18 protein-coding genes and 4 tRNA genes are annotated in these 23,796 nt (G+C 65.2%); 8 read left to right on the plus strand and 14 right to left on the minus strand.

Going from position 1 to position 23,796, the window contains the following annotated elements:
- Positions 1 to 46 precede the first annotated feature (46 nt).
- Entirely contained in the window at positions 47 to 2,242 is a 2,196-nt protein-coding gene (locus tag ACN9MV_RS18430; protein WP_426388888.1) for an Ig-like domain-containing protein, read from the plus strand.
- A gap of 7 nt (positions 2,243 to 2,249) precedes the next feature.
- On the opposite strand, the gene ACN9MV_RS18435 is transcribed toward ACN9MV_RS18430, so the two are convergent.
- The 9 genes from ACN9MV_RS18435 to tig form a co-directional block, all read right to left on the minus strand.
- On the minus strand, positions 2,250 to 3,551 hold the full coding sequence (locus ACN9MV_RS18435; protein ID WP_426388890.1) for an MFS transporter: 1,302 nt from the start codon (positions 3,549 to 3,551) through the stop codon (positions 2,250 to 2,252).
- Between the two features lie 34 nt (positions 3,552 to 3,585).
- Positions 3,586 to 4,227: a DUF6806 family protein gene (locus ACN9MV_RS18440; RefSeq protein WP_093056456.1), complete on the minus strand. Its 642-nt coding sequence runs from the start codon at positions 4,225 to 4,227 to the stop codon at positions 3,586 to 3,588.
- Between the two features lie 20 nt (positions 4,228 to 4,247).
- A tRNA-Leu gene (locus ACN9MV_RS18445) sits at positions 4,248 to 4,339 on the minus strand.
- Between the two features lie 100 nt (positions 4,340 to 4,439).
- Positions 4,440 to 4,513: transfer RNA gene (locus ACN9MV_RS18450), tRNA-Cys, on the minus strand.
- A gap of 63 nt (positions 4,514 to 4,576) precedes the next feature.
- Positions 4,577 to 4,652, minus strand: a tRNA-Gly gene (locus tag ACN9MV_RS18455).
- Positions 4,653 to 4,713: 61 nt separating this feature from the next.
- Positions 4,714 to 7,155: an endopeptidase La gene (lon, locus tag ACN9MV_RS18460; protein WP_093056455.1), complete on the minus strand. Its 2,442-nt coding sequence runs from the start codon at positions 7,153 to 7,155 to the stop codon at positions 4,714 to 4,716.
- A gap of 23 nt (positions 7,156 to 7,178) precedes the next feature.
- Positions 7,179 to 8,444, minus strand: coding sequence for an ATP-dependent Clp protease ATP-binding subunit ClpX (gene clpX / locus ACN9MV_RS18465; protein ID WP_007829783.1), 1,266 nt, complete (start codon positions 8,442 to 8,444; stop codon positions 7,179 to 7,181).
- A 110-nt stretch (positions 8,445 to 8,554) separates the two neighbouring features.
- Entirely contained in the window at positions 8,555 to 9,163 is a 609-nt protein-coding gene (gene clpP, locus ACN9MV_RS18470; RefSeq protein WP_093056454.1) for an ATP-dependent Clp endopeptidase proteolytic subunit ClpP, read from the minus strand.
- A 116-nt stretch (positions 9,164 to 9,279) separates the two neighbouring features.
- Positions 9,280 to 10,596, minus strand: a complete 1,317-nt coding sequence (gene tig, locus ACN9MV_RS18475) for a trigger factor (protein WP_093056453.1) — start codon at positions 10,594 to 10,596, stop codon at positions 9,280 to 9,282.
- 245 nt (positions 10,597 to 10,841) lie between these two features.
- Between tig and ACN9MV_RS18480 the strand changes: the two genes are divergently transcribed.
- Positions 10,842 to 11,852 carry a tetratricopeptide repeat protein gene (locus ACN9MV_RS18480; RefSeq protein WP_426388894.1) on the plus strand — a complete coding sequence of 337 codons (1,011 nt, stop codon included), beginning with the start codon at positions 10,842 to 10,844 and terminating at the stop codon, positions 11,850 to 11,852.
- Positions 11,853 to 11,930: 78 nt separating this feature from the next.
- On the opposite strand, the gene ACN9MV_RS18485 is transcribed toward ACN9MV_RS18480, so the two are convergent.
- The 4 genes from ACN9MV_RS18485 to ACN9MV_RS18500 form a co-directional block, all read right to left on the minus strand.
- Positions 11,931 to 12,017, minus strand: a tRNA-Leu gene (locus ACN9MV_RS18485).
- Positions 12,018 to 12,118: 101 nt separating this feature from the next.
- On the minus strand, positions 12,119 to 15,277 hold the full coding sequence (locus ACN9MV_RS18490; protein WP_093056451.1) for an efflux RND transporter permease subunit: 3,159 nt from the start codon (positions 15,275 to 15,277) through the stop codon (positions 12,119 to 12,121).
- Positions 15,274 to 16,473, minus strand: coding sequence for an efflux RND transporter periplasmic adaptor subunit (locus ACN9MV_RS18495; protein ID WP_093073749.1), 1,200 nt, complete (start codon positions 16,471 to 16,473; stop codon positions 15,274 to 15,276). Before ACN9MV_RS18495 ends, ACN9MV_RS18490 begins: the two co-directional genes overlap by 4 nt.
- Positions 16,474 to 16,566: 93 nt before the next feature.
- Positions 16,567 to 18,411, minus strand: coding sequence for a potassium transporter Kup (locus ACN9MV_RS18500; protein WP_093073747.1), 1,845 nt, complete (start codon positions 18,409 to 18,411; stop codon positions 16,567 to 16,569).
- Positions 18,412 to 18,561: 150 nt separating this feature from the next.
- On the opposite strand from ACN9MV_RS18500, the gene hpnC reads away from it, so the two are divergent.
- The 5 genes from hpnC to ACN9MV_RS18525 are packed head-to-tail and all read left to right on the plus strand — an operon-like array spanning position 18,562 to position 22,703.
- Entirely contained in the window at positions 18,562 to 19,476 is a 915-nt protein-coding gene (hpnC, locus tag ACN9MV_RS18505; RefSeq protein WP_426388897.1) for a squalene synthase HpnC, read from the plus strand.
- Positions 19,473 to 20,312, plus strand: coding sequence for a presqualene diphosphate synthase HpnD (gene hpnD, locus ACN9MV_RS18510; protein ID WP_426388899.1), 840 nt, complete (start codon positions 19,473 to 19,475; stop codon positions 20,310 to 20,312). Before hpnC ends, hpnD begins: the two co-directional genes overlap by 4 nt.
- Positions 20,313 to 20,323: 11 nt before the next feature.
- Positions 20,324 to 21,139, plus strand: coding sequence for a hypothetical protein (locus ACN9MV_RS18515; protein ID WP_426388901.1), 816 nt, complete (start codon positions 20,324 to 20,326; stop codon positions 21,137 to 21,139).
- Positions 21,136 to 22,398, plus strand: a complete 1,263-nt coding sequence (gene hpnE, locus ACN9MV_RS18520) for a hydroxysqualene dehydroxylase HpnE (protein ID WP_426388903.1) — start codon at positions 21,136 to 21,138, stop codon at positions 22,396 to 22,398. Before ACN9MV_RS18515 ends, hpnE begins: the two co-directional genes overlap by 4 nt.
- On the plus strand, positions 22,395 to 22,703 hold the full coding sequence (locus tag ACN9MV_RS18525) for a hypothetical protein (protein WP_426388905.1): 309 nt from the start codon (positions 22,395 to 22,397) through the stop codon (positions 22,701 to 22,703). Before hpnE ends, ACN9MV_RS18525 begins: the two co-directional genes overlap by 4 nt.
- A 15-nt stretch (positions 22,704 to 22,718) precedes the next feature.
- On the opposite strand, the gene ACN9MV_RS18530 is transcribed toward ACN9MV_RS18525, so the two are convergent.
- Complete coding sequence (locus ACN9MV_RS18530; RefSeq protein WP_426388907.1) at positions 22,719 to 23,360, minus strand: LysE family translocator; 642 nt, start codon at positions 23,358 to 23,360, stop codon at positions 22,719 to 22,721.
- A gap of 128 nt (positions 23,361 to 23,488) precedes the next feature.
- On the opposite strand from ACN9MV_RS18530, the gene ACN9MV_RS18535 reads away from it, so the two are divergent.
- A complete protein-coding gene (locus tag ACN9MV_RS18535; protein ID WP_426388909.1) occupies positions 23,489 to 23,794 on the plus strand; it encodes an NIPSNAP family protein in 306 nt (101 codons plus the stop codon).
- Positions 23,795 to 23,796 lie beyond the last annotated feature (2 nt).

A 23,796-nucleotide genomic window follows, 5' to 3' on the forward strand; every position in this document is an offset into this window, starting at 1 on the left:
TAAGGTAACAGGATGCGCGGTTTAGCCAAAAGAACTACCGCGCACAATGACTTCACCCTCCCAGACCCGCATCCCCTTCAAGCCCCTGTTGCTCGCCAGCGCACTCGCGTTGCTGCTGGGCGCCTGCGGCGGTGGTAACAATTCAGGCGGCTTCAGCGGATTCATTCCGCCCACCAGCACTGCGCCGCCACCGGCCCAGCCGCCCGCCGCACAGCCGGAGCCCGACCAGTTCGTGTCGAAGGCACGGTTCACGCCCAATGCGGGCACCACCAAGGGATCGTCCGACGCATCGACCGCCATCGCGCTGCCCGACAACTTCATGATCGTGGCGGACGATGAGGCCAACGTGCTGCGCGTCTACCCGCGCGGCGGCGGTGCCGCGGTGAAGGAATGGAGCTACGAGCTCGAAGGCCCGAAGCTGGCCAAGGAGCTCGACCTGGAGGCCGGCACGCGCATCGGAGACACGCTGTACTTCACCGGCTCCAACAGCAACAAGAAGGACGGCGCCGACGCAGCCGCCGACCGCTCGCACCTCTTCGCAGTCAAGGTCAGCGGCACGGGCGCCGCCACCGCCTTCGACTATGTCGGCCAGTTCTCGCTGCTCGAAGCGCAGCTGATCGCCTGGGACACGGGCAACCTCCATGGGCTCGGCGTCAACCACTTCGGTTTTGCCGTGTCTGCCGCGGCCGGCATCGTGCCCGAGCGCGTCGACGGCTTCTCCATCGAGGGCATGACCAGCGCACCGGGCGACACCGCCCTGTGGCTCGGCTTTCGCGCTCCGCAGACGGGCACTCAAGTACGCGCCAAGGCATTGATCGTGCCGCTGCAGAACTACGCCGCGCTGATGGCGGGCACCACCACGCAAGCCACCTTCGGCGCCCCCATCGAGCTGGAGCTGGGCGGCCGCGGCATCCGCTCCATCGACAAGGGCACCGACGGCAAGTACCTGATCGTCGCTGGCCCGGCTGGCGCCGCCGTACCCGAGGTGGACCGCAACTTCGCCCTGTTCGCATGGGACGGCAACCCGAACAGCGCGCCGGTGGAACTGTCGAACGACCTCGATGCGCTGCGCAAGGAAACCGGCGGCAGTTTCGAATCCACCGTCGAAGTGCCTGGCCCCGTGACGGCCGGCACGCAGGTGCAACTGCTGCTCGACAACGGCGACACCAAGTGGGACGGCAAGACGGCCTCGAAAGACCTGCCCGCCGTCGACCAGAAATTCGACGGCTTCGTCGTGCGCCTCGGCAAGCCGTGGGTCGACACCGCCGCGCCGAAGCTGCAGAAGTCAATGCCGGCGGCCGGTCGCGTGGGCGTCAACCTCGACACGTCGATCACGCTGTCGTTCAACGAGGCCGTGCGCCTGGGCTCGGGCAGCATCGTGCTGCACAAGGCCGACGGCAGCGTGATCGAGACCTTCCACACCAACAGCCCCGCCGCGCGCCTGCAGGTGGCCTTCAACGTGCTGAAGCTGGTGCCGACGGCCCCGCTCGAGCTGAGCACCGGCTACTACATCACGGTGGATGCCAATGCCATCACCGACGCGGCCGGCAACGCCTTCGCAGGCATTTCCGATACGACGAAGCTGAGCTTCACGACCACTGCCGGCGCCACACCGCTGGTGGCCGGCGACCTGCTCTTCATGGCAGCCAATGCCGAAGCGCCCGACGCTTATGCCTTCGTACTGCTGAAGGCCGTGAACGGTGGCACGCAAGTGCTGTTCACCGACCGCGACCGCAAGGCGGGCACGACCGAATTCGCCGGCATCACCAACGAAACAGCATTCTTCTGGACTGCGGACCAGAACCTGCCGGCTGGCACCATCGTGACCATCCAGACCGACGTCACCGGCAATCCGATTGCGGACAAGGGCTTCACGCTCGGATCGCCGGGCGGCATCGGCAAATCGGAAACCATCTACGCCATCGCGGGTGGCACCATCGCCGGACTGGGCAACGGCCAGGCGGGACAGATCACCGCTGTCGGCAACCACCTCGCGACCATCACGCTGGGCGGTGCTGCGGGCACCATCCCCGACGCAGTCACGACGGCCGGCACAGGCATCAGCTTCACGGTGCTGCCCGCCAACCAGACCAACGCGATCTACAACGGCTCGCTCGACCGCTCGGACCTGGCAGCCTTTGCTGCCCGCGTGAAGGACCCGGCGAACTGGATCAAGCGCTACGCACCGGAAGTCGGCTATCCGCTGACCAACGACAGCCTGTTCGGCGACAAGCTGCCTTGATTGTTGGCTAGGCACGCAGCGCGGCTTGCCGGCCGCGCTGCATGTTGATTGGCAGCAGCAGCAAAAGCCCCGCCACGAACAGCACCGCGGTCGACAAGATCGCGATGCGCTGGTTGCCGCCGGTCATCCACGTGATGGCGCCGAAGCTCAGCGGGCCGACGATGCTCGCCAGCCGCGTCGCGAAGGTCCAGAGCCCGAAGAACTCCGCGAGCTGTTGCGGCGGCGCCAGATAGCCCGTCATGGCGCGACCGGCCGATTGACTCGATCCCATCGAGAGCCCTGCGATGGCGGCGGCCCACCAGAAGCCGCCCTTGGTCGTCACCAGCGCGGCGATCACGCAGACCGCGATCCACGCGACCAGCGTGCCGGCCAGCGAGACCTTGTGGCCGGTGCGGTCCTGGATGTAGCCGAAACTGAAAGCGCCAAGCGCAGCCGCGATGTTGAGCACGAAGATCAGCACCATGGTTTCGCTCGCGACGAAGCCGATCACCTGCTCCGCGTAGATCGCCGCAAGCGTGATGGCCACGGCCACGCCGCCCTGGTAGCAGACCGTGCAGGCCAGCAGCCACATGAAGTCGCGATAGGCCCGGGCCTGCCGATATGTGGCGCGCAGTTGCCGCCATGCACCTCCCTGCTCCGCGCGGGCCGCCTGGGGCTTTGCGCGCTCGGGCAGCAACACGAAAGTGACGCAGGCGGCCCCACCGTAGATGACTGCCGTGATCAGCATCGTCACCGGCACGAAATGCGCCGCCGGCAAGCCCTTCGATTGCGACCACAACACATAGGCCAGGCAGATGCCCAGCGCCAGCATGCCGCCGACGTAGCCGAAGGCCCAGCCCCACCCGCTGACCTTGCCCATTCCCTCGGCCGTGGCCAGTTCGGGCAGGAAGGCGCCCGTGAGGGACTCGCCGTAGGAATAGAAGGCGTTGGAGACGATCACCAGCGCCATCGCCAGCGCGACACCGGATGCACCCGAAAAACCCGGCGTGATGGCAAGCGCCGCTGTCGCGAAGACGCAGCCAATGGTCGCGAAGACGAGTACCCGCTTCTTGGCCGCGCGCAAGTCGGCCCAGGCGCCGATGGCGGGCATCGTGAGCATCACGATTGCGTAGGAGGTACTGAGCGCCGCTGTCCACGCGAAGGCGGCCCACGGCGCGCCCTTGGCAATACCACCCACGAAGTAGGCAGCGAACACGGCTGTTATGACGACCGTGGTGTAGCCCGAGTTGGCGAAGTCGTACATCGCCCAGCCGAACACCTCGCGCTTGCGAACGCCCGGGCGCAGCGCGGAGGCGGGAAACAGGGCCATGCGGCCTTGGCCTTGGACCAGGGCGTGGGGTTGCTTAGTGCAGGTGACGCGGACGGCGACCGCCGCCATGGCCACCACCGCTGCCGCCACTGCCCGGGCCACCGGTGCCGCGCGGGCGCTTGCCGATTTCGAGCGAGTTCACCAGCGCGTCGAAACGATCGCTGAAGAGGCGGTCGATCTCGGAGACCACGCCACCCAGCTCGGCGCCGTCGAAGTGGCGTTCCATGAGGTTGACGACGTCTTCCACCAGTAGGTCGCGTTGCACCTGCATGATCGCGGCCGGGTTCGGGCCGACGAACAGCATCAGGAAGTCGTCGCGCGATTCTTCTTCGGGGTCGCCCTCTTCCTCGTCGAAGTCGGTGTCGTAGAAGGTGACCTCGATGGCTGCGCCGCGTTCGGAGAGCTCGTTCAGGCCCATGCACATCTCGTCGAGCGCCTGGCGGAAATCTTCGTCGCCGGGCACGGTCCAGCACATCTGCAGCGTGTGGTCCTTCTGCTCGAAGCGGATGCCGGGCTCTTCTTCATAGGTGCTGGTTGCACCGTCGGCCAGCGACTTGGCACCAGCGTACTTCCAGAGCGGCTTGAGCGCTTCCTGGATCTGGTCGAAGGTGACGTCCGAACGCAGCGGCACGTCGCCGTGCACATGGATCTCAAATGGAGCGTTGTAGCGAGGCATCGAATGCTCCCTTGTAAGTTTGGTACCCGGAACGGGGGTCGAACCCGTATGCCCCGATTAAGGAAGCGGCGGATTTTAAGTCCGATGTGTCTACCAATTTCACCATCCGGGCGTCAGGTTGAACATCGACGATAACCCAAACAAAACAAGCCCCGGCAACGTGGGTTGGCGGGGCTTGATAGTCGGGGTCGAATCTGGTTGAACCGAGAGAGTGGAGGCGCGACCCGGAGTCGAACCGGGCTAGACGGATTTGCAATCCGTTGCATAACCGCTTTGCTATCGCGCCACGCAGAAATACGAAATCGAACTAGCGAAAAAAAGGGAAGCTGTTGCTTCCCTTTTTCAAAACTGGAGCGGGAAAAGAGTCTCGAACTCTCGACCTCAACCTTGGCAAGGTTGCGCTCTACCAACTGAGCTATTCCCGCGTTTCGAGCCTCGAATTATATACCAGTTTTTCGAGGCTCCACAAGTTTTGCGATCAACCGGTCAGTGCTTGACCGAGCCTTCCGAAGCTGGCGCCCCTGCGCGCTGCTTGGCCAGTTCTGCCACTGCAGCCGCAGATGCAGCCACCTCTTCGTCGGACAGCGGTTCGGGCATTTTCTCGAGAGCGATCTCGAGCACCTTGTCGATCCACTTCACAGGCACGATCTCGAGGCCGTTCTTCACGTTCTCGGGAATCTCCTGCAGGTCCTTGGCGTTCTCTTCCGGAATCAGCACGGTCTTGATGCCGCCGCGCAGCGCGGCCAGCAGCTTTTCCTTCAGGCCGCCGATGGCCGTCACCTCGCCGCGCAGCGTGATCTCGCCGGTCATCGCGACGTCGCTGCGCACGGGGATGCCCGTAAGTGCCGACACGAAGGCCGTCGTCATCGCCGCGCCCGCGCTCGGGCCGTCCTTCGGCGTAGCGCCATCGGGCACGTGGATGTGAATGTCGCGCTTCTCGAACGCCTCGTCCTTGATGCCCAGGCGGCGCGAGCGGCTGCGCACCACCGTGCGCGCGGCCTCGACCGATTCCTTCATCACGTCGCCCAGCGAACCGGTGCGGCTGATCACGCCCTTGCCGGGCATGGTCACGGCTTCGATCGTCAGCAGGTCGCCGCCGACTTCGGTCCATGCGAGGCCAACCACCTGGCCGACCTGGTTCTGCTTCTCTGCGAGGCCGAAGCTGTACTTGCGCACGCCAAGGAACTCGTTGAGATTCGTGCCGTCGACCGTGACCTTGGGCGTGAACTGCTTGAGCAGCAGGCCCTTCACCACCTTGCGGCAGATCTTGGACAGTTCACGCTCGAGCGAACGCACACCCGCTTCACGCGTGTAGTAGCGCACGATGTCGCGCACGGCCTCTTCGGTGACGAGGAGTTCTTCTTCCTTGACGCCGTTGTTCTTCAACTGCTTCGGCAGCAGGTACTTGATCGCGATGTGCGTCTTCTCGTCCTCGGTGTAGCCCGAGAGGCGGATGACTTCCATGCGGTCCAGCAGCGCCGGCGGAATGTTCATCGAATTCGAGGTGGCGACGAACATCACGTCGCTCAGGTCGAAGTCGACCTCCACGTAGTGGTCGCCGAAGGTGTGGTTCTGCTCGGGGTCGAGCACTTCGAGCAGCGCGCTCGAAGGGTCGCCGCGGAAGTCCGTGCCCAGCTTGTCGATTTCGTCGAGCAGGAACAGCGGATTGCGCGTGCCGATCTTGCTCAGGCCCTGCAACACCTTGCCCGGCAGTGCGCCGATATAGGTGCGACGGTGGCCGCGGATCTCGGCTTCGTCGCGCATGCCGCCCAGCGCCATGCGGGTGTACTTGCGGCCGGTCGCCTTGGCGATCGACTGCCCCAGCGAAGTCTTGCCCACGCCTGGAGGTCCCACGAGGCACAGGATCGGCGCCTTGACCTTGTCGACGCGTTGCTGCACCGCGAGATATTCGAGGATGCGGTCCTTGACCTTCTCGAGGCCGTAGTGGTCGGCATTGAGCACGGCCTCGGCATTGGCCAGATCGTGCTTGATCTTGGTCTTCTTGCTCCACGGCAGGCCGATGAGCACGTCGATGTAGTTGCGCACCACCGTGGCTTCGGCCGACATGGGCGACATCAGTTTGAGCTTCTTGAGCTCGCCCTCGGCCTTCTTCAGGCCTTCCTTCGACATCTTCGCGAGCTTGATCTTCTTCTCGATCTCCTCGATGTCCGCGCCCTCTTCGCCTTCGCCGAGCTCCTTCTGGATGGCCTTGACCTGCTCGTTGAGGTAGAAGTCGCGCTGGTTCTTTTCCATCTGGCGCTTCACGCGGCCACGGATCTTCTTGTCGACGTTGAGGATGTCGACTTCGCGCTCGAGCTGGCCGAACAGGTTCTCCAGGCGCGCCTTGACGTCGTCGAGGTCGAGCACGGCCTGCTTGTTGTCGAGCTTGAGCGGCAGGTGCGCTGCGATGGTGTCCGCAAGGCGGCCCGGATCGTCGATGCTCGAGATCGAGGTCAGGATCTCGGGCGGAATCTTCTTGTTCAGCTTGACGTACTGGTCGAACTGCTGCATCACCGCGCGGCGCAGCGCCTCGACCTCGGTACCCTTCTCGCCGCCTTCGGGCGCCTCGACGGGCGTCACGTTGGCCGAGAAGTGCGTCTCGCCGTCGTCGATGCGGTTCACGCGTGCGCGCTGCTGGCCTTCGACCAGCACCTTCACCGTGCCGTCGGGCAGCTTGAGCATCTGCAGGATGGTCGAGACGCAGCCGACCTCGAACATGTCCTCGACGGAGGGCTCGTCCTTGGCAGCGGCCTTCTGGGCCACCAGCATGATGCGGCGCTCCGCCTCCATGGCCAGCTCGAGCGCCTTGATGCTCTTGGGGCGACCCACGAAGAGCGGGATCACCATGTGGGGAAACACCACGACGTCGCGCAGCGGCAGCAGCGGCAGGTCGAGGGCCTCGGGAGGCAGAGGGGTATGGCCAGACATGCAGATCCTTCGCGTCTTTGGCTTTAGGCCTTTTTCGCCGCTTCGCGGTACACGAGCAGCGGGGGCTTGTTTTCGTCGATGGTCGATTCCTCGACCACCACCTTGTCGACATTGGTCGCGTTCGGCAATTCGAACATGGTGTCGATCAGCGACTGTTCAAGGATCGAGCGCAAACCGCGTGCACCGGTCTTGCGGGCCAGGGCCTTGCGTGCAATCGCCTTGAGCGCCGCAGGGCGAATCTCGAGGTCCACGCCTTCCATCTGCAGCAGCTTGGTGAACTGCTTCACCACGGCATTCTTGGGCTCGGTCAGGATCTGGACCAGCGCATCCTCGCTGAGTTCCGCGAGCGATGCGACCACGGGCATGCGGCCCACGAGTTCGGGGATCAGGCCGAACTTGATCAGGTCTTCGGGTTCGACTTCGCGGAACACCTCGGTGATGCTACGTTGGGCCTTGCTCTTGACCGCGGCGCCGAAGCCAATGCCCGAGGCCTCGGTGCGGTTTTCGATGACCTTCTCGAGGCCCGCGAACGCACCGCCGCAGATGAACAGGATGTTCGTCGTGTCGATCTGCAGGAAGTCTTGATTCGGGTGCTTGCGCCCGCCTTGCGGCGGCACGCTGGCCATCGTGCCTTCGATGAGCTTCAGCAAGGCCTGCTGCACGCCCTCGCCCGACACGTCACGGGTGATCGAGGGGTTGTCGGACTTGCGCGAGATCTTGTCGATTTCGTCGATGTAGACGATGCCGCGCTGGGCGCGTTCGACTTCGTAGTTGCAGCTCTGCAGCAGCTTCTGGATGATGTTCTCGACGTCTTCGCCCACGTAGCCGGCTTCGGTCAGCGTGGTGGCGTCGGCCATGACGAAAGGCACGTCGAGCATGCGCGCGAGCGTTTGAGCCAGCAGCGTCTTGCCCGAGCCCGTGGGGCCGATCAGCAGGATGTTGCTCTTGCTGAGCTCGACGTCGTCGCCCTTGGCCTTTTCCTTGTGGCGCAGGCGCTTGTAGTGGTTGTAGACCGCCACCGACAGCATGCGCTTGGCCGGCTCCTGGCCGATCACGTAGTTGTCGAGATTGGTCTTGATCTCCAGCGGAGTCGGCAGATCGCTGCGTGCTTCACGCGCTTCTTCGCCCGCCGGGAGCTCGTCGCGGATGATCTCGTTGCAAAGGTCGATGCACTCGTCGCAGATGAAGACCGAAGGGCCCGCGATCAGCTTCTTGACCTCGTGCTGGCTCTTGCCGCAGAACGAGCAATAAAGCGTTTTTTCGCTGGAAGAGCCTTTTTTATCGGCCATGGACTTTTGCCTCGTGACAGGGTATGCACAATGATAACTAAACAAAAACGGCGTTTCCCGTGTGGAAAACGCCGTTTTTTGCCATTTGGCGCCACCGGCGCCCCGCAGCTTTAACCGCGCTTGGCGACGACCTGGTCCACCAGACCGTATTCCTTGGCCTCGTCAGCCGTGAGGAAATAGTCGCGCTCGGTGTCGGCTTTGACCTTTTCCAGCGGCTGGCCGGTGCGCTCGGCCAGGATGCGATTCATCTGGTCCTTGGTGCGCAGGATGTCGCGCGCATGGATCTCGATGTCGGTCGCCTGGCCGCGTGCGCCGCCCAGCACCTGGTGGATCATGATCTTCGAGTTGGGCAGCGAGAAACGCTTTCCCTTCTCGCCGGCCGCCAGCAGGAAGGCGCCCATGCTGGCCGCAAAACCGAGGCACATGGTCGACACGTCGGGCTTGATGAACTGCATGGTGTCGTAGATCGCCATGCCGGCGCTCACGCTGCCGCCCGGGGAGTTGATGTAGAACGAGATGTCCTTGTCCGGGTTTTCGCTCTCGAGGAACAGCAGCTGGGCCACCACGAGATTGGCCGTCTGGTCGTTGACCTCGCCCACCAGGAAAATGATGCGTTCCTTGAGGAGACGCGAATAGATGTCATAAGACCGCTCGCCGCGGCCCGACTGCTCGATGACCATCGGAACCATGCCGAGGCCTTGAATTTCGTTTGCGATCATGAATTTTCTCTCCGGAAGATGGGATCGTTCACTGCTGTTTGCACTGTACGCCAGAGTGAAATGGGGCTCGTGCCGCAAAGCACAAGCCCCATTGGCGTAGCGGGCGGCGGCGGAAATCAGCCTTGCTGTTGCGCCATCAGCTCGTCGAACGACACCGACTTTTCGTTGACCTTGGCCTTGCCCAGGACGAAATCGGTCACGTTGTTCTCGATGACAACGGCTTCGACTTCGGCCAGGCGGTTGTTGTCGCTGAAGTACCAGCGCACCACGTCGGCCGGCTTTTCGTAGCTGGCGGCCAGCTCGTCGATGTGGGCCTTGATCTGCTCGGGCTTGGCCTGCAGGTTGTTGGCACGCACCAGCTCGGCCACCACGAGGCCCAGGCGCACACGGCGCTCGGCTTGCGGGCGGAACACTTCGTCGGGAATCGGGGCCTTGTCGGCGTCCTTGATGCCGCGCTGCTTGAGTTCGGCGCGGGCGCCTTCGACCATGCGGTTGACTTCCGACTGCACGCTGGCGTTCGGCAGGTCGAGCTCGGCATTGGCCACCAGGGCGTCCATCACGGCGTTCTTGTTGCGGGCCAGCAGGCGGAACTTCACTTCGCGCTCGAGGTTGCGCTTGATGTCGGCGCGCAGGCCTTCGACCGTGGCTTCGGCGATGCCGAGCGACTTGGCGAGCTGTTCGTTGACTTCGGGCAGGTGCGAGGCTTCGATCTTCTTCAGGGTGACCATGAAGTCGGCTTGCTTGCCGGCCACGTCCTTGCCGTGGTAGTCGGCCGGGAACGACAGCGGGAAGGTGCGGCTGTCGCCAGCCTTCATGCCGCGCACGGCGTCTTCGAATTCCTTCAGCATCTGGCCTTCGCCGACGACGAACTGGAAGTCTTCGGCCTTGCCGCCCTGGAAGGGCTCGCCGTCGATCTTGCCTTCGAAGTCGACGGTCACGCGGTCGTCGTCTTGCGCAACAGCGTCTTGCGCGCGCTGGGCGAAGGTGCGGCGTTGCTTGCGCAGGATGTCGAGCGTCTTGTCGATCGCGTCGTCGCCCACTTCGGCCGAGAGCTTCTCGACTTCGGCGCCGGACAGGTCGTTGATCTTGACTTCGGGGAACACTTCGAAGACTGCGTCGAAGGCCAGTTCGCCTTCGGGTGCGTCTTCTTTTTCAGTGATGCGGGGCTGGCCGGCAACGCGCAGCTTGGCTTCGTTGGCGGCTTGCGAGAAGGCCTCGCCGACCTTGTCGTTCATGACTTCGTAGTGCACCGAGTAGCCATAGCGCTGGGCCACGACGTTCATCGGCACCTTGCCGGGACGGAAGCCGTCCATCTTGACGGTGCGCGCGAGCTTCTTGAGGCGCGAATCGACTTCGGACTGAATGGTGCCGACCGGCAGGGTCAGCGTGATCTTGCGTTCGAGCTTCTCGAGAGTTTCAACGTTCACGGTCATGATGTCTTCCTTGTGAGGGGGCTGGTGCGCGGGGCCTGCATCTTTTTATCAATACAGATCAAGGACTTACACGCGCTAGCGGGATTTAAGCGGAGGCACACGCGTGCCGCGCGCAAAACTGGGCAACCCGCGATTCTAATCGGCTGGAGACACCCCTTTTGGCCGGGCCGGGGGTCTGCACGCGGAGATTTCGCCTCCATCGCCTTTACAGTGGCTGCGATTCGCCATTGCCCACAGGAATGCCCATGCCCCTACAGCGACTGTTCGCCGCCCTCGCCTTCACCCTGATCCTCGCATTCGGCATGCCTTCGCCCGCGCTGGCCAAGACAGCGGGCGCGCCGGCGACGAAAGAGCCGACCATCCAGCAGATCTACGAAGCGGCGAACGGCGGCAGGATGGCGGAAGCCGACGCGATGATCGCGAAGGTGCTGAAGAACCATCCCAACAGCGCGAAGGCCCACTACGTTCACGCCGAACTCCTCGCGATGAACGGCAAGCTCGACGACGCCAGGGACGAACTGTCCCAGGCCAAGGAGCTGTCACCGGGCCTCAAGTTCGCGAAGGCCGACTCGGTCGCCAAGCTCGAACGCAAGCTCGAGAAGCCGGCCGAGATCAAGGCCGAGCCACCGCCGCCCGTGCCCAGCCCGGTCGCCGCGCCAGCCGCTTCACCCGAGAAGGCAGATACGGCGTCGTCGTCCGGACCAATCCCCTGGACACCGATCGGCATCGTGGCCCTTTTCATCGTCGCCTACCTCGTCTTCCAGCGGCGCAGGCGCGCCACCACCTTTGATGCGCCTGCCGCCGCTGGCGCGCCACGGTTCTCCAGGCCCACCAGCGATTCGTCGATGGGCTATAGCAGGGCCGACGAAGACCGGGAGTACCCCGCCTCGGCTCCCGCAGCAGCCGGCCAGGGCCCGGGCATCGGTGGAGCGCTGGCGGCCGGGGCCGTGGCAGGTGTCGGCGCGGTGGTCGCGGGCGAAGTGCTGCGCCACCTGCTGAACGACCGCTCCGACGACCACAGGGGCAGCACCGTCAACATCTTCAACAACCACCGCGACAGTCACGGCAACGCCAGCATGGGCCGCAGCCTCTGGCCCTCGTCCGACCCGGAGCCGGACCAGCAACCCGACCGCAGCTTCGTGGACAACGACTTCGGCATCAAGGACACGAGCTCGTGGGACGACTCGAGCAGCAGCAGTTCCGACAGCAGCAGTGACAGCGGAAGCAGCGACAGCGGTAGCAGCAGCGATTGGTAGAAGGCAGAAAAGAAAAAGCCCCGTTCCTTGCGAAACGGGGCTTTTTCACTGCTCGATAGACGGGCTACATAGCAGGGCTGGTGCGCGGGGCCGGACTCGAACCGGCACGTTCTTGCGAACGTCAGGACCTAAACCTGGTGCGTCTACCAATTTCGCCACCCGCGCAGTGCCAATCTTTCAGGTGAATGCAAAAGCGGACGGTCCCTTTGCACCATGGAAGCCCATGGGCCAAAGACCATCCGCTTGAAATCGGTCAACTTTCGATTTTAAACGCTAATCGGCGCCTCTTTCGGCTCCCGCTTCACACGAAATGCCGCTGCATACATTGCCGGCAAGGCCAGCAGCGTCAGCACCGTCGCGACGATCAGGCCGCCCATGATGGCCACCGCCATCGGCCCCCAGAACACGCTGCGCGACAGCGGGATCATCGCCAGCACCGCCGCCGCGGCCGTCAGCACGATCGGACGCAGCCGCCGCACCGCCGACTCCACGATCGCGTCCCACGCCGGCACGCCCGCCGCGCGGTCGAGCTCGATCTGGTCGATCAGGATCACCGCATTGCGCTGGATCATGCCCATCAGCGCGATCACGCCCAGCAGCGCCACGAAGCCGAAGGGCCGGTTCAGCACCAGCAGCGCGCCAGCCACACCGGCAATGCCCATAGGCCCGGTGATGAACACCAGCAGCGAGCGGCTGAAACTGTGCAGCTGCAGCATCAGCAGCGTGAACACCAGGAACAGCATGATCGGCACGCCGGCCACGATCGAGGCCGAGCCCTTGCTGCTCTCCTCCACCGCGCCCGCCACCTCGATGCGGTAGCCGCCCTGCCCGGCCGCCACCCAGCCGGCTTCTAGCTCGCGCAGCTTCGGCAGCAGCTGCGCCGTCACGGTCGCGCCCTGCAGGCCTTCGACCACGTCGCCCTGCACGGTGATGGCGTAGTCGCGGTTCTCGCGCCACATCACGCCCGGCTCCCAGGTGAACACCGGCTTGGCGATCTGCGTGAGCGGAATCGAACGGCCCGAGGTCGTCGGGATGTAGGCGTTGCCGATGTCCGAGATAGCCTGGCGCTCGTCGGGCGCCTGGCGCAGCACGATGTCGATCAGCAGGTCGTTCTCGCGGTACTGGCCCACGGTGGTGCCGCTGAACATGGTCTTGGAGGCCTGCGCGATGGCTTGGCTCGTCACGCCGAGCGCGCGCGCCTTGGCCTGGTCGATCTCGAGGCGGATCACCTTCACCGACTCGTTCCAGTTGTCGTTCACGCCGCGCATGTTGGCGTTGTCGCGCAGCACGGCCTTCACTTCGTCGGCATGGCCGCGCAGCAACGCCGGGTCGGGGCCGATCACGCGGAACTGCACCGGGTACGGCACCGGCGGCCCGTTGGGCAGCAGCTTGACGCGGCCGCGCACCTCGGGAAACTCCTGCGCCAGCACCAGCGGCAGCTTGATGCGCAGCGTCTCGCGCACCTTCAGGTCCTTGGCGAGCACGATCAGCTGCGACACGTTTGTCTGCGGGAACACCTGGTCCAGCGGCAGGTAGAAGCGCGGCACGCCGGAGCCGATCCAGGTGCTGACCGTCTTCACGCCGGCCTCCTGCATCACGCGCTGCTCGACGCGCTTGGCCACTTCTTCGTTGGCGGCGAAGGAGGTGCCTTCAGGAAACCAGAGGTCGACCAGGATCTCGGGCCGGCTCGAATCGGGGAAGAACTGCTGCTGCACCTTGCCCATGCCGACGATGCCGAGCGCAAAGATCAGAATCGTGGCGCCGATGGTCATCCAGCGGTGCTGCACGCACCAGTTCACCGTGCGGCGGAAGACGTTGTAGAACGGTGTGTCGAACAGCTCGTGCGGCGGTGCATCGGGGTCGTGCGGCTTCACCTTGAGCAGCAGCGTGCCGAGGTACGGCACGAAGTACACCGAGACGATCCACGACAGCACCAGCGCGATCACCGTCACCGCGAAGATCGCGAAGGTGTATTCGCCCGTCACCGACTTGGCGATGCCGATCGGCAGGAAACCCGCCGCAGTGATAAGCGTGCCCGTGAGCATCGGCTTGGCCGTCACGTCGTAGGCGAAGGTGGCGGCGCGGACCTTGTCGTAGCCCTCTTCCATCTTCCGCACCATCATCTCGACCGCGATGATCGCGTCGTCCACCAGCAGGCCGAGCGCGATGATGAGCGACCCCAGCGATATCTTGTGCAGCCCGATGCCGAAGTAGTTCATCGCCAGGAAGGTCACGGCCAGCACCAGCGGAATGGTGATTGCCACCACCAGCCCCGGGCGCATGTCGATGTACCAGCCGAAGCGCCCGCCCTTGTGCAGGCCGAGCGAGATGATGCTCACGGCCAGCACGATGGCCACGGCCTCGATCAGCACGCCGACGAATTCGTTGACCGAGCTCGCCACCGACACCGGCTGGTCTTGCACCTGCGCCAGCTTGACGCCGGCCGGCAGGCGCTGGTCGATGGTCGCGGTGGTGGCCTTCAGCGCCTTGCCCAGCGCGATGATGTCGCCGCCCTTGGCCATCGACACGCCCAGGCCGATCACTTCCTTGCCCTGGTGGTGCATCTTGACCGACGGCGGATCGATGTAGCCGCGGTGGATGTCCGCAATGTCGCCGAGCTTGATCTGGTTGCCCGAGCTGCCGCGAATGGGCATCTCGCGCAGTTGGTCGACGCTGGTGAACTGGCCCGCGACGCGCACCTGCACCACGTCCTGCGGCGACTGGATCGTGCCCGCGCTCTCGATCGCGTTCTGCGAACCGAGCTGCGCCAGCACCGCGTTGAAGTCGAGCCCCAGCTGCGCCAGGCGCTTCTGCGAGATCTCGATGTAGACCTTCTCGTCCTGCACGCCGAACTGGTCGACCTTGGCCACGTCCTTCACGCGCAGCAGCTGCTGGCGCACGTCGTCGGCCAGCGTCTTGAGCTCGGCGTAGCTGAAGCCGTCGCTCTCCAGCGCGTAGATCACGCCGTAGACATCGCCGAAATCGTCATTGAAGAACGGCCCCTGCACGCCGGCGGGCAAGGTGGCGCGCATGTCGCCGATCTTCTTGCGCACCGTGTACCAGACGTTCGCGACCTCGGTGGACTTCGACGAGTCCTTGATGTTGAAGATGATCTGCGACTCACCCGGCTTCGAGTAGCTGCGGATCTTGTCGGCGTACGGCGCTTCCTGCAGCGTGCGCTCGAGCTTGTCGGTGACCTGCTCGGCCACCTGCTGCGCGGTGGCGCCGGGCCAGTAGGTGCGCACGACCATCGCACGGAAGGTGAAGGGCGGATCTTCGTCCTGGCCGAGCTGGAAGTACGCGAAGGCGCCCAGCACCATCAGCACCACCATCAGGTAGCGCGTGAGGGGCGCGTGGTCCAGCGCCCATTTGGAGAGGTTGAAGCCGGCGGGCTTTTCAGTGGGAGTCGCTGCGCCGCCGCTCATTTGCCGGCACCCGCTGCGATCTCCTTGTTCGTCGCAGCGACAGCCGCGACGGGCTGCGCCGATTCCTTCGCACCGGCATTGGCGGCGGCCGCTGCCGCCTCCTTGGACTGGTAGATGGTGACCTTCTGCCCCGGCGACAGCACGTGCACGCCAGCGGCCACGACCATCATGCCGGGCGCGATGCCGCCGGCGATCACGGCCTCATTGCCGTCGGCCGTGGCTACTTGCACGGTCTGTGAGCGCACCGTCATGGTCGACTTGTCGAGCACCCATACGGCCGAGCCCTTGCCTTCCTGGCGCAGCGCGCTGGTCGGCAGCTTCATCACCGTGGTGGTGCCGTGCGCGAGCGCCTGCGGACGCGCATAGACCGTGGCGCCGAGCGGCGGAGAGGTGGCCGCGTCGATGGCGACCTTGACCGAGTAGGTGCGCGTCACCGCGTCGGCGCTGGCTGCCACTTCGCGCACCTGGCCCTCCAGTTCGTTGCCGCCCGACCAGCCACGTACCGTGACAGGCGAGCCGGCCTTGATCAGCGTGGCGCGGTCTTCAGGCACCGCGAACACCACGTCGCGCGCGCCGTCCTGCGCAATGCGAACGACCGGCGTGCCGGCCTGCACCACCTGGCCCGGTTCTGCCTCGATGGCAGTGATGATGCCGGCCACGTCGGCCACCAGCGTCGTGTAGTTGGCCTGGTTGCCCTGCGAGGCGAGTTGCGCCTGGGCCTGCTCGAGCTGGGCCTGCGCGGCCTTCCAGGTGGTCTCGCGGCGCTCCAGTTCGGCGCCGCTGATGAAGTTCTGCGCCCGCAGTTCGGCGTAGCGCTTGAGGTCGGCGGCCGCGAGGTCGCGATTGGTCAGCGCGGCGGCCTGCTGGGCACGTGCGGCTTCAGCGGCGAGGCGGTAGTCCTGCGGATCGAGCTGGGCCAGCACCTGGCCGGCCTGCACATGCTGGCCGAGTTCGGCCTGGCGCTTGGTGATCTTGCCCGCCACGCGGAAGCCAAGGCGCGATTCGACACGCGCGCGCACCTCGGCAGAAAACTCGGGCTGGGCATCGAATTCGCTCGCCCCGACGGTCACGAACTTGACCGCGCGAACGGGGTCCTCGGCCGCAGGTTTCGGCGAACAGCCGGCCAGAAAAATGGCGGGAAGCAGCAACCAGGCGGCGCTGCGGACACGGGACGAGAGGACGGCGGAGGCGGTCATGAAACACCCTGGAAAGGACGAACCGGATCATTACTGACCCACTGGTTAGTAATTTAGGGTAAACGTGAACTACTGTCAATGACCCGCCGGTCACTAGGTGCGTTGACCCATCTCCACAAGCCGGTTGTCAGGCAGCTCGAAGTAGTCCGAAGCCCGCCCCGCATTGCGCTGCAGCCAGCCGAACAACACACGCCGGACCGGGTTCATGCCCGGCAGGTTTTCCTCGCCGACCGAGGCGCGCGAGACGAAGTAGGACGTCTTCATCGAATCGATCGCCAACGTCTTCTGGTACGCCAGGATGCGGATGAACTCGGGCACGTCGGGCCGCTCCATGAAGCCGTGGCGCGCCGTGACCATCCAGATGCCTTCCATCAGCTGCTCGGCCTCGATGCGGATGCGTGCATCGACGCGCGGTGTGTCGCAGGGCAGCACGCGCAGCACGATCACCTGCTCGTGCAGCACCTGGTTGTGCTTGAGGTTGTGCAGCAGCGCATGCGGCACCGCAGTGGCGTCGGGGTTCAGGAACACCGCCGTGCCGCTCACCCGGTGCGGCATGTGCAACGCCAGCGATTCGACGAATGGGCGCAGCGGCAGGCTCTCGGCCGCAGCGGCCTCCAGTCCCAGCCGGCGCCCCTTGGCCCAGGTGGTGAAGACCACCATCACCACGGCCGCCACCGCCAGCGTGAGCCAGCCGCCCTCGGCCACCTTCAGGCTGTTGGCGATCACGAAGGTCAGGTCGACCACCGCGAAGGCCGCCACGCCGACCACCACCGCCACCTTGTTCCAGCGCCACAGACCCCAGGCCACGATGCCGGCCAGCAGCGTGGTCGTCACCATCGTGATCGACACCGCGATGCCGTACGCAGCCGACAGCGCACCAGAGCTGCGGAAGCCCAGCACCAGCAGCAGCACGCCCACCATCAGCAGCCAGTTGACGGCCGGCACGTAGATCTGCCCGATGGCCGTGCCCGAAGTCTGTATCACCCGCATGCGCGGCAGGTAGCCCATGCGCATCGCATGCGCCGTGAGCGAGAAGGCGCCCGAGATCACCGCCTGCGAGGCGATCACCGTCGCCATCGCGGCCAGCACCACCATCGGCAGCACGCCCCACGCGGGAAAGAGCCGGAAGAACGGGTTGTCGATGGCCGCCGGGTTCGCCAGCACCAGCGCACCCTGCCCGAAGTAGTTCAGCACCAGCCCCGGCAGTGCGATGAACATCCACGCCAGGCGAATCGGCTTGGCGCCGAAGTGCCCCATGTCGGCATACAGCGCCTCGCCGCCCGTGAACGCCAGGAACACCGCGCCCAGCACCGCCAGCGACTGCGCCCGATGCTCGACGAGAAAGCCGAGGGCGCGACGTGGGTCCAGCGCCGCCAGCACCTGGGGCTGCTGCAGCACCTGCCACAACCCGGCTGCCGCCAGCACAACGAACCAAAGCAGCATGACCGGCCCGAAGATCTTGCCGACCACGCCCGTGCCCTTCTTCTGCACCATGAAGAGCGCAACCAGGATCACCACCGTGATCGGGATCACCGCGCGCTGCAGCACCGGCGCCTGCACCTCCAGCCCCTCGACTGCCGACAGCACCGAGATGGCCGGCGTGATCAGGCTGTCGCCGTAGAACATGGCCGCCCCCACCAGGCCCAGCATGCCGATGACGCTCCACACCCACGGCTTGGTCTTGGGCCCCGCAACCGCGCTGCGCGCCAGCGCCTGCAACGCCAGGATGCCGCCCTCGCCGTCGTGGTCGGCGCGCAGCACGAACACCACGTACTTCAGCGTGACCACGAACATCAGCCCCCAGAAGATCAGCGAGAGCAGGCCCAGCACCGAATCGGGCGAGAACGGCACGCCGTGCTCGGGGTTCATCGTTTCCTTGAAGGCGTAGAGGGGCGAGGTGCCGATGTCGCCGAACACAACGCCCAGCGCCGCGATCATGAGCGTGGGCCCCTTCGGATGCGCCGCCTCGCCGTACGCTGAAACCTGGGGCCCGGAAGCCGAAGCGGATGCTTTCATGAAGCAGAAGTTCAAAGTGGCGACGCTGCGAGCATAGTGCCGGGGCTTTGCATCGTCGCTGACAATCGTGGCGTGTCCGCCACTCCCCACCTCGCTGCGCCGCCTGCGCACTACGAAAACTTCCCCGTCGCCTCGTGGCTGTGCCCGCCACACCTGCGACCGCCGATCGCGGCTATTTACCACTTCGCGCGCACCGCCGACGACATTGCCGACGAAGGCACCGCCTCGCCCGGCGAGCGCCTGGCCGAGCTGCACGCCTACCGTGAAGAACTCGCCGCCGCCGCGCGGGGCGAAGTGCTCCCGTCGTCGCGCTGGCCGCACGTATTCGGCCCGCTGGCCCACAGCATTGCCCAATACGGCCTGCCCGAAGACCTGCTCGCCAACCTGCTGAGCGCCTTCATGCAGGACATCGAGAAGACCCGCGACCGCGGCACCTACGCCGACCGCGCCGAACTGCTCGACTACTGCCGCCGCTCCGCCAACCCCGTCGGCCGCCTGTTGCTGCATCTCTACGGCGTGCACGACTCCGAGGCGCTGGCGCAGAGCGACGCCATCTGCAGCGCGCTGCAGCTCATCAACTTCTGGCAGGACCCGAGCGTCGACCTGCCGCGCGACCGCTTCTACTTTCCGCTGACCGACTGTGCCCGCCGCAAGATGACGCGCGAAAACTTCAAGGTCTTTGCGCCGCTCTCGAACGCCCCGCCGCCGCAGGAAGCTATCAATCTGATAGCAGTGGTGTCGCACTGGGCCCGCGAACTCATGCACGAAGGTGCCCCTCTCGTGCACCGCCTGCCCGGCCGCGCCGGCTGGGAGCTGCGCCTCGTCGTGCAGGGCGGCCTGCGCATCCTCGACAAGATCGAGGACCTGGGCTTCGACACCTTCTCGCAGCGCCCCACCATCGGCAAGACCGACGCGCCCGTGCTGCTCTGGAAGGCCATGCGGATGCGGAGACAATGGCGGCCCATGAAAGCAGCGCCTCCCCGATGAATCCCGAGCAATACGTGCAAGACAAGGCCGCCGCCTCGGGCAGCAGTTTCTATTACGCCTTCCTGTTCCTTCCCAAGCCGCGCCGCGCCGCGATCACGGCCTTCTATGCCTTCTGCCGCGAGGTCGACGACGTGGTCGACGAGGTCACCGACCCCGGCGTGGCCGCCACCAAGCTCGCCTGGTGGCGCACCGAGGTAGCCCAGTCTTTCGCGGGCACGCCGCGCCATCCGGTCATGCAGGCGCTGATGCCGCACACCGCGGCCTACGGCATCGAGGCGCGCCAGCTCAACGAAGTGATCGACGGCTGCCAGATGGACCTGGACCAGACCCGCTACCTCGACTTTCCCGGCCTCGCACGCTACTGCCACCTGGTGGCCGGCGTGGTCGGCGAAGTCGCGGCGCGCATCTTCGGCCAGACCGATCCGAAAACCACCACCTACGCCCACAAGCTGGGCCTGGCACTGCAGCTCACCAACATCCTGCGCGACGTCGGCGAAGACGCCCTGCGCGGGCGCATCTACCTGCCGGTGAACGAACTGCAGAAGTTCGACGTGAAGGCGCACGAGATCCTGAACCGCGTGCACTCCGAGCGCTTCGTCACGCTGATGAAGTTCCAGGCCGCGCGCGCCCACGTGGCGTATGACGAAGCGCTCGCCCTGCTCCCGCTCGCCGACCGCCGCACGCAGAAGCCGGGCCTGATGATGGCCAGCATCTATCGCACGCTGCTGCGCGAGATCGAGCGCGACAACTTCCAGGTGCTGAACCAGCGGGTGAGCCTGACGCCGGTGCGCAAGTTCTGGCTGGCGTGGAAGGTCCAGGCGCTCGGGCGCATCTAGCTTCGGTTTCCATGGATGCTTCCCAGCTTTCGCATGTCGGTCTGTTCAGGGCGATCCTCAGCATAGACCCCCAAGCTGACCTTTTCCATGAGCTGCTCAGTCCATGGATAGCAGGCGAGCGCGAATGGTTGACCGCGTTCGAGCAGCAAACGTCGCCAGAGCCCATTGAAATCGATGACTCATGGCGCCTCTATGCGCTTTCGCGCATCAACCAGATCTTGTTGATGGCATTTCAACGGGGAACACACGACATCTGGGAAGGCCCGGCCTTGACCATGCCGGAGTACCTCGCGTTCATGACTGGCCTGGGCTTTCGCGTGGTCGACGAGCCGGCCTACTCGCCCTTCTTTCATGAAATCGTCGAAGTCGTCGAAGCAGACGGAACCAGCCCCCGCCAGGATTACATCGATCTCGAACGGGTGGATTGGCCCGCACTGATGCTCGGTCCCATGATGTTCTCGCGAGCAGGTGTCGCCGTGTCCTGCGTGTCTGGCGCACTACAACCTGAAATCGCGACGTCGTCGACCCTCTATTGGGCTCACCGGCGCAAATACCGCCCCAGGGAGGATCTGGCGGACGGATGGGGCTCCAACTCGCAATGGGCCACGCAGTTCAGGCGCGACTACATCTTGGGCGACAAGCTGCTATTCAACGCAGACGGCAAATACGACTTGAATGACAGCGGCCTGCGAATGCGCGAAGACGGGCTGACAAGGGCCGAGCGCATCGAGTTGCTCACGCATGGGTGTTTCGTCCGTTGCGAGAAGCCGGACAACGACCTGGACCCCTACAGCGACCGCATCCTGCTCCCGCGCGACTTTCAATGAAAAGAATTGCGGTCATCGGCGCCGGCTGGGCCGGCCTCGCCTGCGCAGTCGAGGCCACGCGCCTCGGCCATGCCGTCACGCTGTTCGAAGCGGCGCACATGCCGGGCGGCCGCGCGCGGCGGGTCGACAACATGCACGGGCTGGCGCTCGACAACGGGCAGCACATCCTGATCGGCGCGTACACCGCTACGCTGAAGCTCATGCGCGACGTTGGCGTCGATGTCGACAGCGCGCTGTTGCGCATGCCGCTCTCGCTGCGCTTCGCCGATGGCGGCGGGCTCAAGCTGCCGCGGCTGCCCGCGCCGCTTGACCTGCTGGCCGGAATCTTCACAGCGCGCGGCTGGACGTGGCGTGACAAGTCTTCGCTGCTGCGCACGGCAATCGGTTGGCGGCTCTCGGGTTTTCGCTGCGCCGCCAGCACCACCGTCGCAAACCTGTGCACCGGCCTCACGCCCCGCGTGATGCAGGAGCTGATTGAGCCGCTGTGCGTCTCGGCCCTCAACACGCCCGTTGCGCAGTCGAGCGGTGAAGTTTTCCTGCGCGTGCTCAAAGACGCCCTCTTCAGCGGCAGCGGCGGCGCCGACCTTCTGCTGCCGCGTGCCGACCTGGGCGCGCTGCTTCCCGACGCGGCGATCCGATGGCTGGCGCAGCATGGTGCCGTGACACGCATCGGCACCCGCGTGCGCGCCGTCACGCCTGAGGCCGGGCAATGGCTCGTCGATGATGAAGTCTTCGACCAGGTCGTGCTGGCCTGCGCGCCGTGGGACGCCGCCCGGCTCGTCCGTGCGTCTGGCCTGCAAGCGGATGCCTGGTGCGACACCACTGAAGCCCTGCGCTTCGAAGCCATCGCCACCATCTACGTGCGCGGCGCCTCACCACTTGCAGAACCGATGCTCGCGCTGCGCAGCAACCCGGCCACGGCACCGGCGCAATTCGCGTTCGACCGCGGCCAGCTCACCGGCCTGCAAGGCGTGCTCGCGATGGTCGTGAGCGCCAATGAAACACCGCGCGAGGTGCTGGAAGAACAGGTAGTCGCTCAAGCGGCCGCACAGTTGGGCCAGACAAACCTGCAGCTCGTGCAGACAGTGGTCGAGAAGCGCGCCACCTTCGCCTGCACGCCCGCACTTTCGAGACCCGCTTCGGCCATCGCCCCCGGCCTGCAGGCCTGCGGCGACTACATCGAAGGCCCCTACCCGGCCACGCTCGAAGGCGCGGTACTCAGCGGACTGGCAGCCGCGAAAGCATTGGCGACCTCATGACGACCGAACTGCGCTATCTCGATTTCGACTACAGCGAAGATACCGAAGGCCACGGCACCTTCGATGCGATGGCATCCACCACGCCCGACAAGACGCCCGAGGTGCAGGCCGAAATCGCGCAGGTGCTCGCCTGGGCCGAAGCCACCTTCCCCAATGCCCGCGGCGCGCTCGAAGAAGGCGCAATGTGGGACTACGACCTGCAGCAGATGCAGGAAGACGATGCGCGCTTCGACACCGTCACCCTCTCGCTCAGCGGTACAGCTGATTTCTGCGCGGCACTGCGCGAGCAGTTCGCGCTCGACTGAGCAAGAAGAAAAGAATCAGGCCGTCTTGTTGGGCAAGCGCAGCAGGCTCAGCCCCAGCAACACGAACGCCCCACCCGACAGCTTGTTGAACAGCCGCGTGCGGCGCGGGTCCGACAGCTGCTTGCGCAGCAGGCGCGCCAGCAGCACGTAGAACGCATGCGACAGCACCGAGGCAGCCGCAAAGGTGGTCGTCAGCACCGCGAACTGCATGGCGAGCGGCGCGTCCTGCGTGAGGAACTGCGGGAACAGCGCCGAGAAGAAAAGAATGCCCTTGGGATTGGTCAGCGCCACCGTCAGGCCATGCCCGAACAAGCGCCAGCTCGAACGCGGCGAGGCCGCTGCCGACGAGCCCTGCAGGTCGGCGAACACGCTGCCCTGGCTGCGCCATTGCTTGATGCCCAGGTAGATCAGGTAGGCCGCGCCGGCCAGCTTCAGCACCATGAAGGCATGCGCCGAGGTGGAGAGCACCACGCCCAGCCCGGCCATAGCGGCGGCCGACACCATGAACAGGCCCATTGCATTGCCGAGCGAACTGATCATTGCGCGTCGCGGGCCCACGCTCATCGAATTCGAGACCGCGAGCAGCACCGCCGGTCCAGGCGTGAAGGCGACAAGCAGCGTGACGCCGCAGAAGATGAGCCAGTTGGAGAAATGCACTTTGGGGTTCCTGCCCGGCGCGAGGCCGCAAGACGGTGAGACAGACGGGAAACTATAGTCAGCCCGGCGAATCGCTGCAGACGCCGCGCCAATACCCCTCATCAGCCCACCTCACGGAACAGACACCCATGGTCACCTGCTACCTGCGCTACATCGTCGATCCCTACAAGCTCAAGGAATTCGAGCACTACGGCAAGCTCTGGATTCCGCTGGTCGAGAAGTTCGGCGGCCAACACCATGGCTACTTTTTGCCGTCGGAGGGCGCGAACGACGTTGCGCTGGCAATGTTCACGTTTCCCAGCCTGGCCACCTACGAAAAGTACCGCGCCGATTCGATGCAAGACCCGGAGTGCCAGGCTGCGTTCAAGTACGCGGAAGAAACCCGCTGCATCCTCAGCTACGAGCGCAGCTTCTTCCGCCCCGTCTTCAAATAGTG

Source organism: Variovorax sp. R-27 (assembly GCF_049913215.1).
Taxonomy (GTDB): Bacteria; Pseudomonadota; Gammaproteobacteria; order Burkholderiales; family Burkholderiaceae_C; genus Variovorax.

Excerpts from the sequence above, each read along its gene's own strand:
- tig (WP_093056453.1), bottom strand. The coding sequence starts at position 10,596 with ATGACCGTGAACGTTGAAACTCTCGAGAAGCTCGAACGCAAGATCACG.
- hpnE (WP_426388903.1), top strand. The coding sequence starts at position 21,136 with ATGAAAAGAATTGCGGTCATCGGCGCCGGCTGGGCCGGCCTCGCCTGC.
- ACN9MV_RS18440 (WP_093056456.1), bottom strand. The coding sequence starts at position 4,227 with ATGCCTCGCTACAACGCTCCATTTGAGATCCATGTGCACGGCGACGTG.
- ACN9MV_RS18435 (WP_426388890.1), bottom strand. The coding sequence starts at position 3,551 with ATGGCCCTGTTTCCCGCCTCCGCGCTGCGCCCGGGCGTTCGCAAGCGC.
- ACN9MV_RS18515 (WP_426388901.1), top strand. The coding sequence starts at position 20,324 with ATGGATGCTTCCCAGCTTTCGCATGTCGGTCTGTTCAGGGCGATCCTC.
- ACN9MV_RS18535 (WP_426388909.1), top strand. The coding sequence starts at position 23,489 with ATGGTCACCTGCTACCTGCGCTACATCGTCGATCCCTACAAGCTCAAG.
- lon (WP_093056455.1), bottom strand. The coding sequence starts at position 7,155 with ATGTCTGGCCATACCCCTCTGCCTCCCGAGGCCCTCGACCTGCCGCTG.
- clpP (WP_093056454.1), bottom strand. The coding sequence starts at position 9,163 with ATGATCGCAAACGAAATTCAAGGCCTCGGCATGGTTCCGATGGTCATC.
- hpnD (WP_426388899.1), top strand. The coding sequence starts at position 19,473 with ATGAATCCCGAGCAATACGTGCAAGACAAGGCCGCCGCCTCGGGCAGC.
- ACN9MV_RS18525 (WP_426388905.1), top strand. The coding sequence starts at position 22,395 with ATGACGACCGAACTGCGCTATCTCGATTTCGACTACAGCGAAGATACC.
- ACN9MV_RS18490 (WP_093056451.1), bottom strand. The coding sequence starts at position 15,277 with ATGAGCGGCGGCGCAGCGACTCCCACTGAAAAGCCCGCCGGCTTCAAC.
- ACN9MV_RS18430 (WP_426388888.1), top strand. The coding sequence starts at position 47 with ATGACTTCACCCTCCCAGACCCGCATCCCCTTCAAGCCCCTGTTGCTC.
- ACN9MV_RS18495 (WP_093073749.1), bottom strand. The coding sequence starts at position 16,473 with ATGACCGCCTCCGCCGTCCTCTCGTCCCGTGTCCGCAGCGCCGCCTGG.
- ACN9MV_RS18480 (WP_426388894.1), top strand. The coding sequence starts at position 10,842 with ATGCCCCTACAGCGACTGTTCGCCGCCCTCGCCTTCACCCTGATCCTC.
- clpX (WP_007829783.1), bottom strand. The coding sequence starts at position 8,444 with ATGGCCGATAAAAAAGGCTCTTCCAGCGAAAAAACGCTTTATTGCTCG.
- ACN9MV_RS18500 (WP_093073747.1), bottom strand. The coding sequence starts at position 18,411 with ATGATCGCGGCGCTGGGCGTTGTGTTCGGCGACATCGGCACCTCGCCC.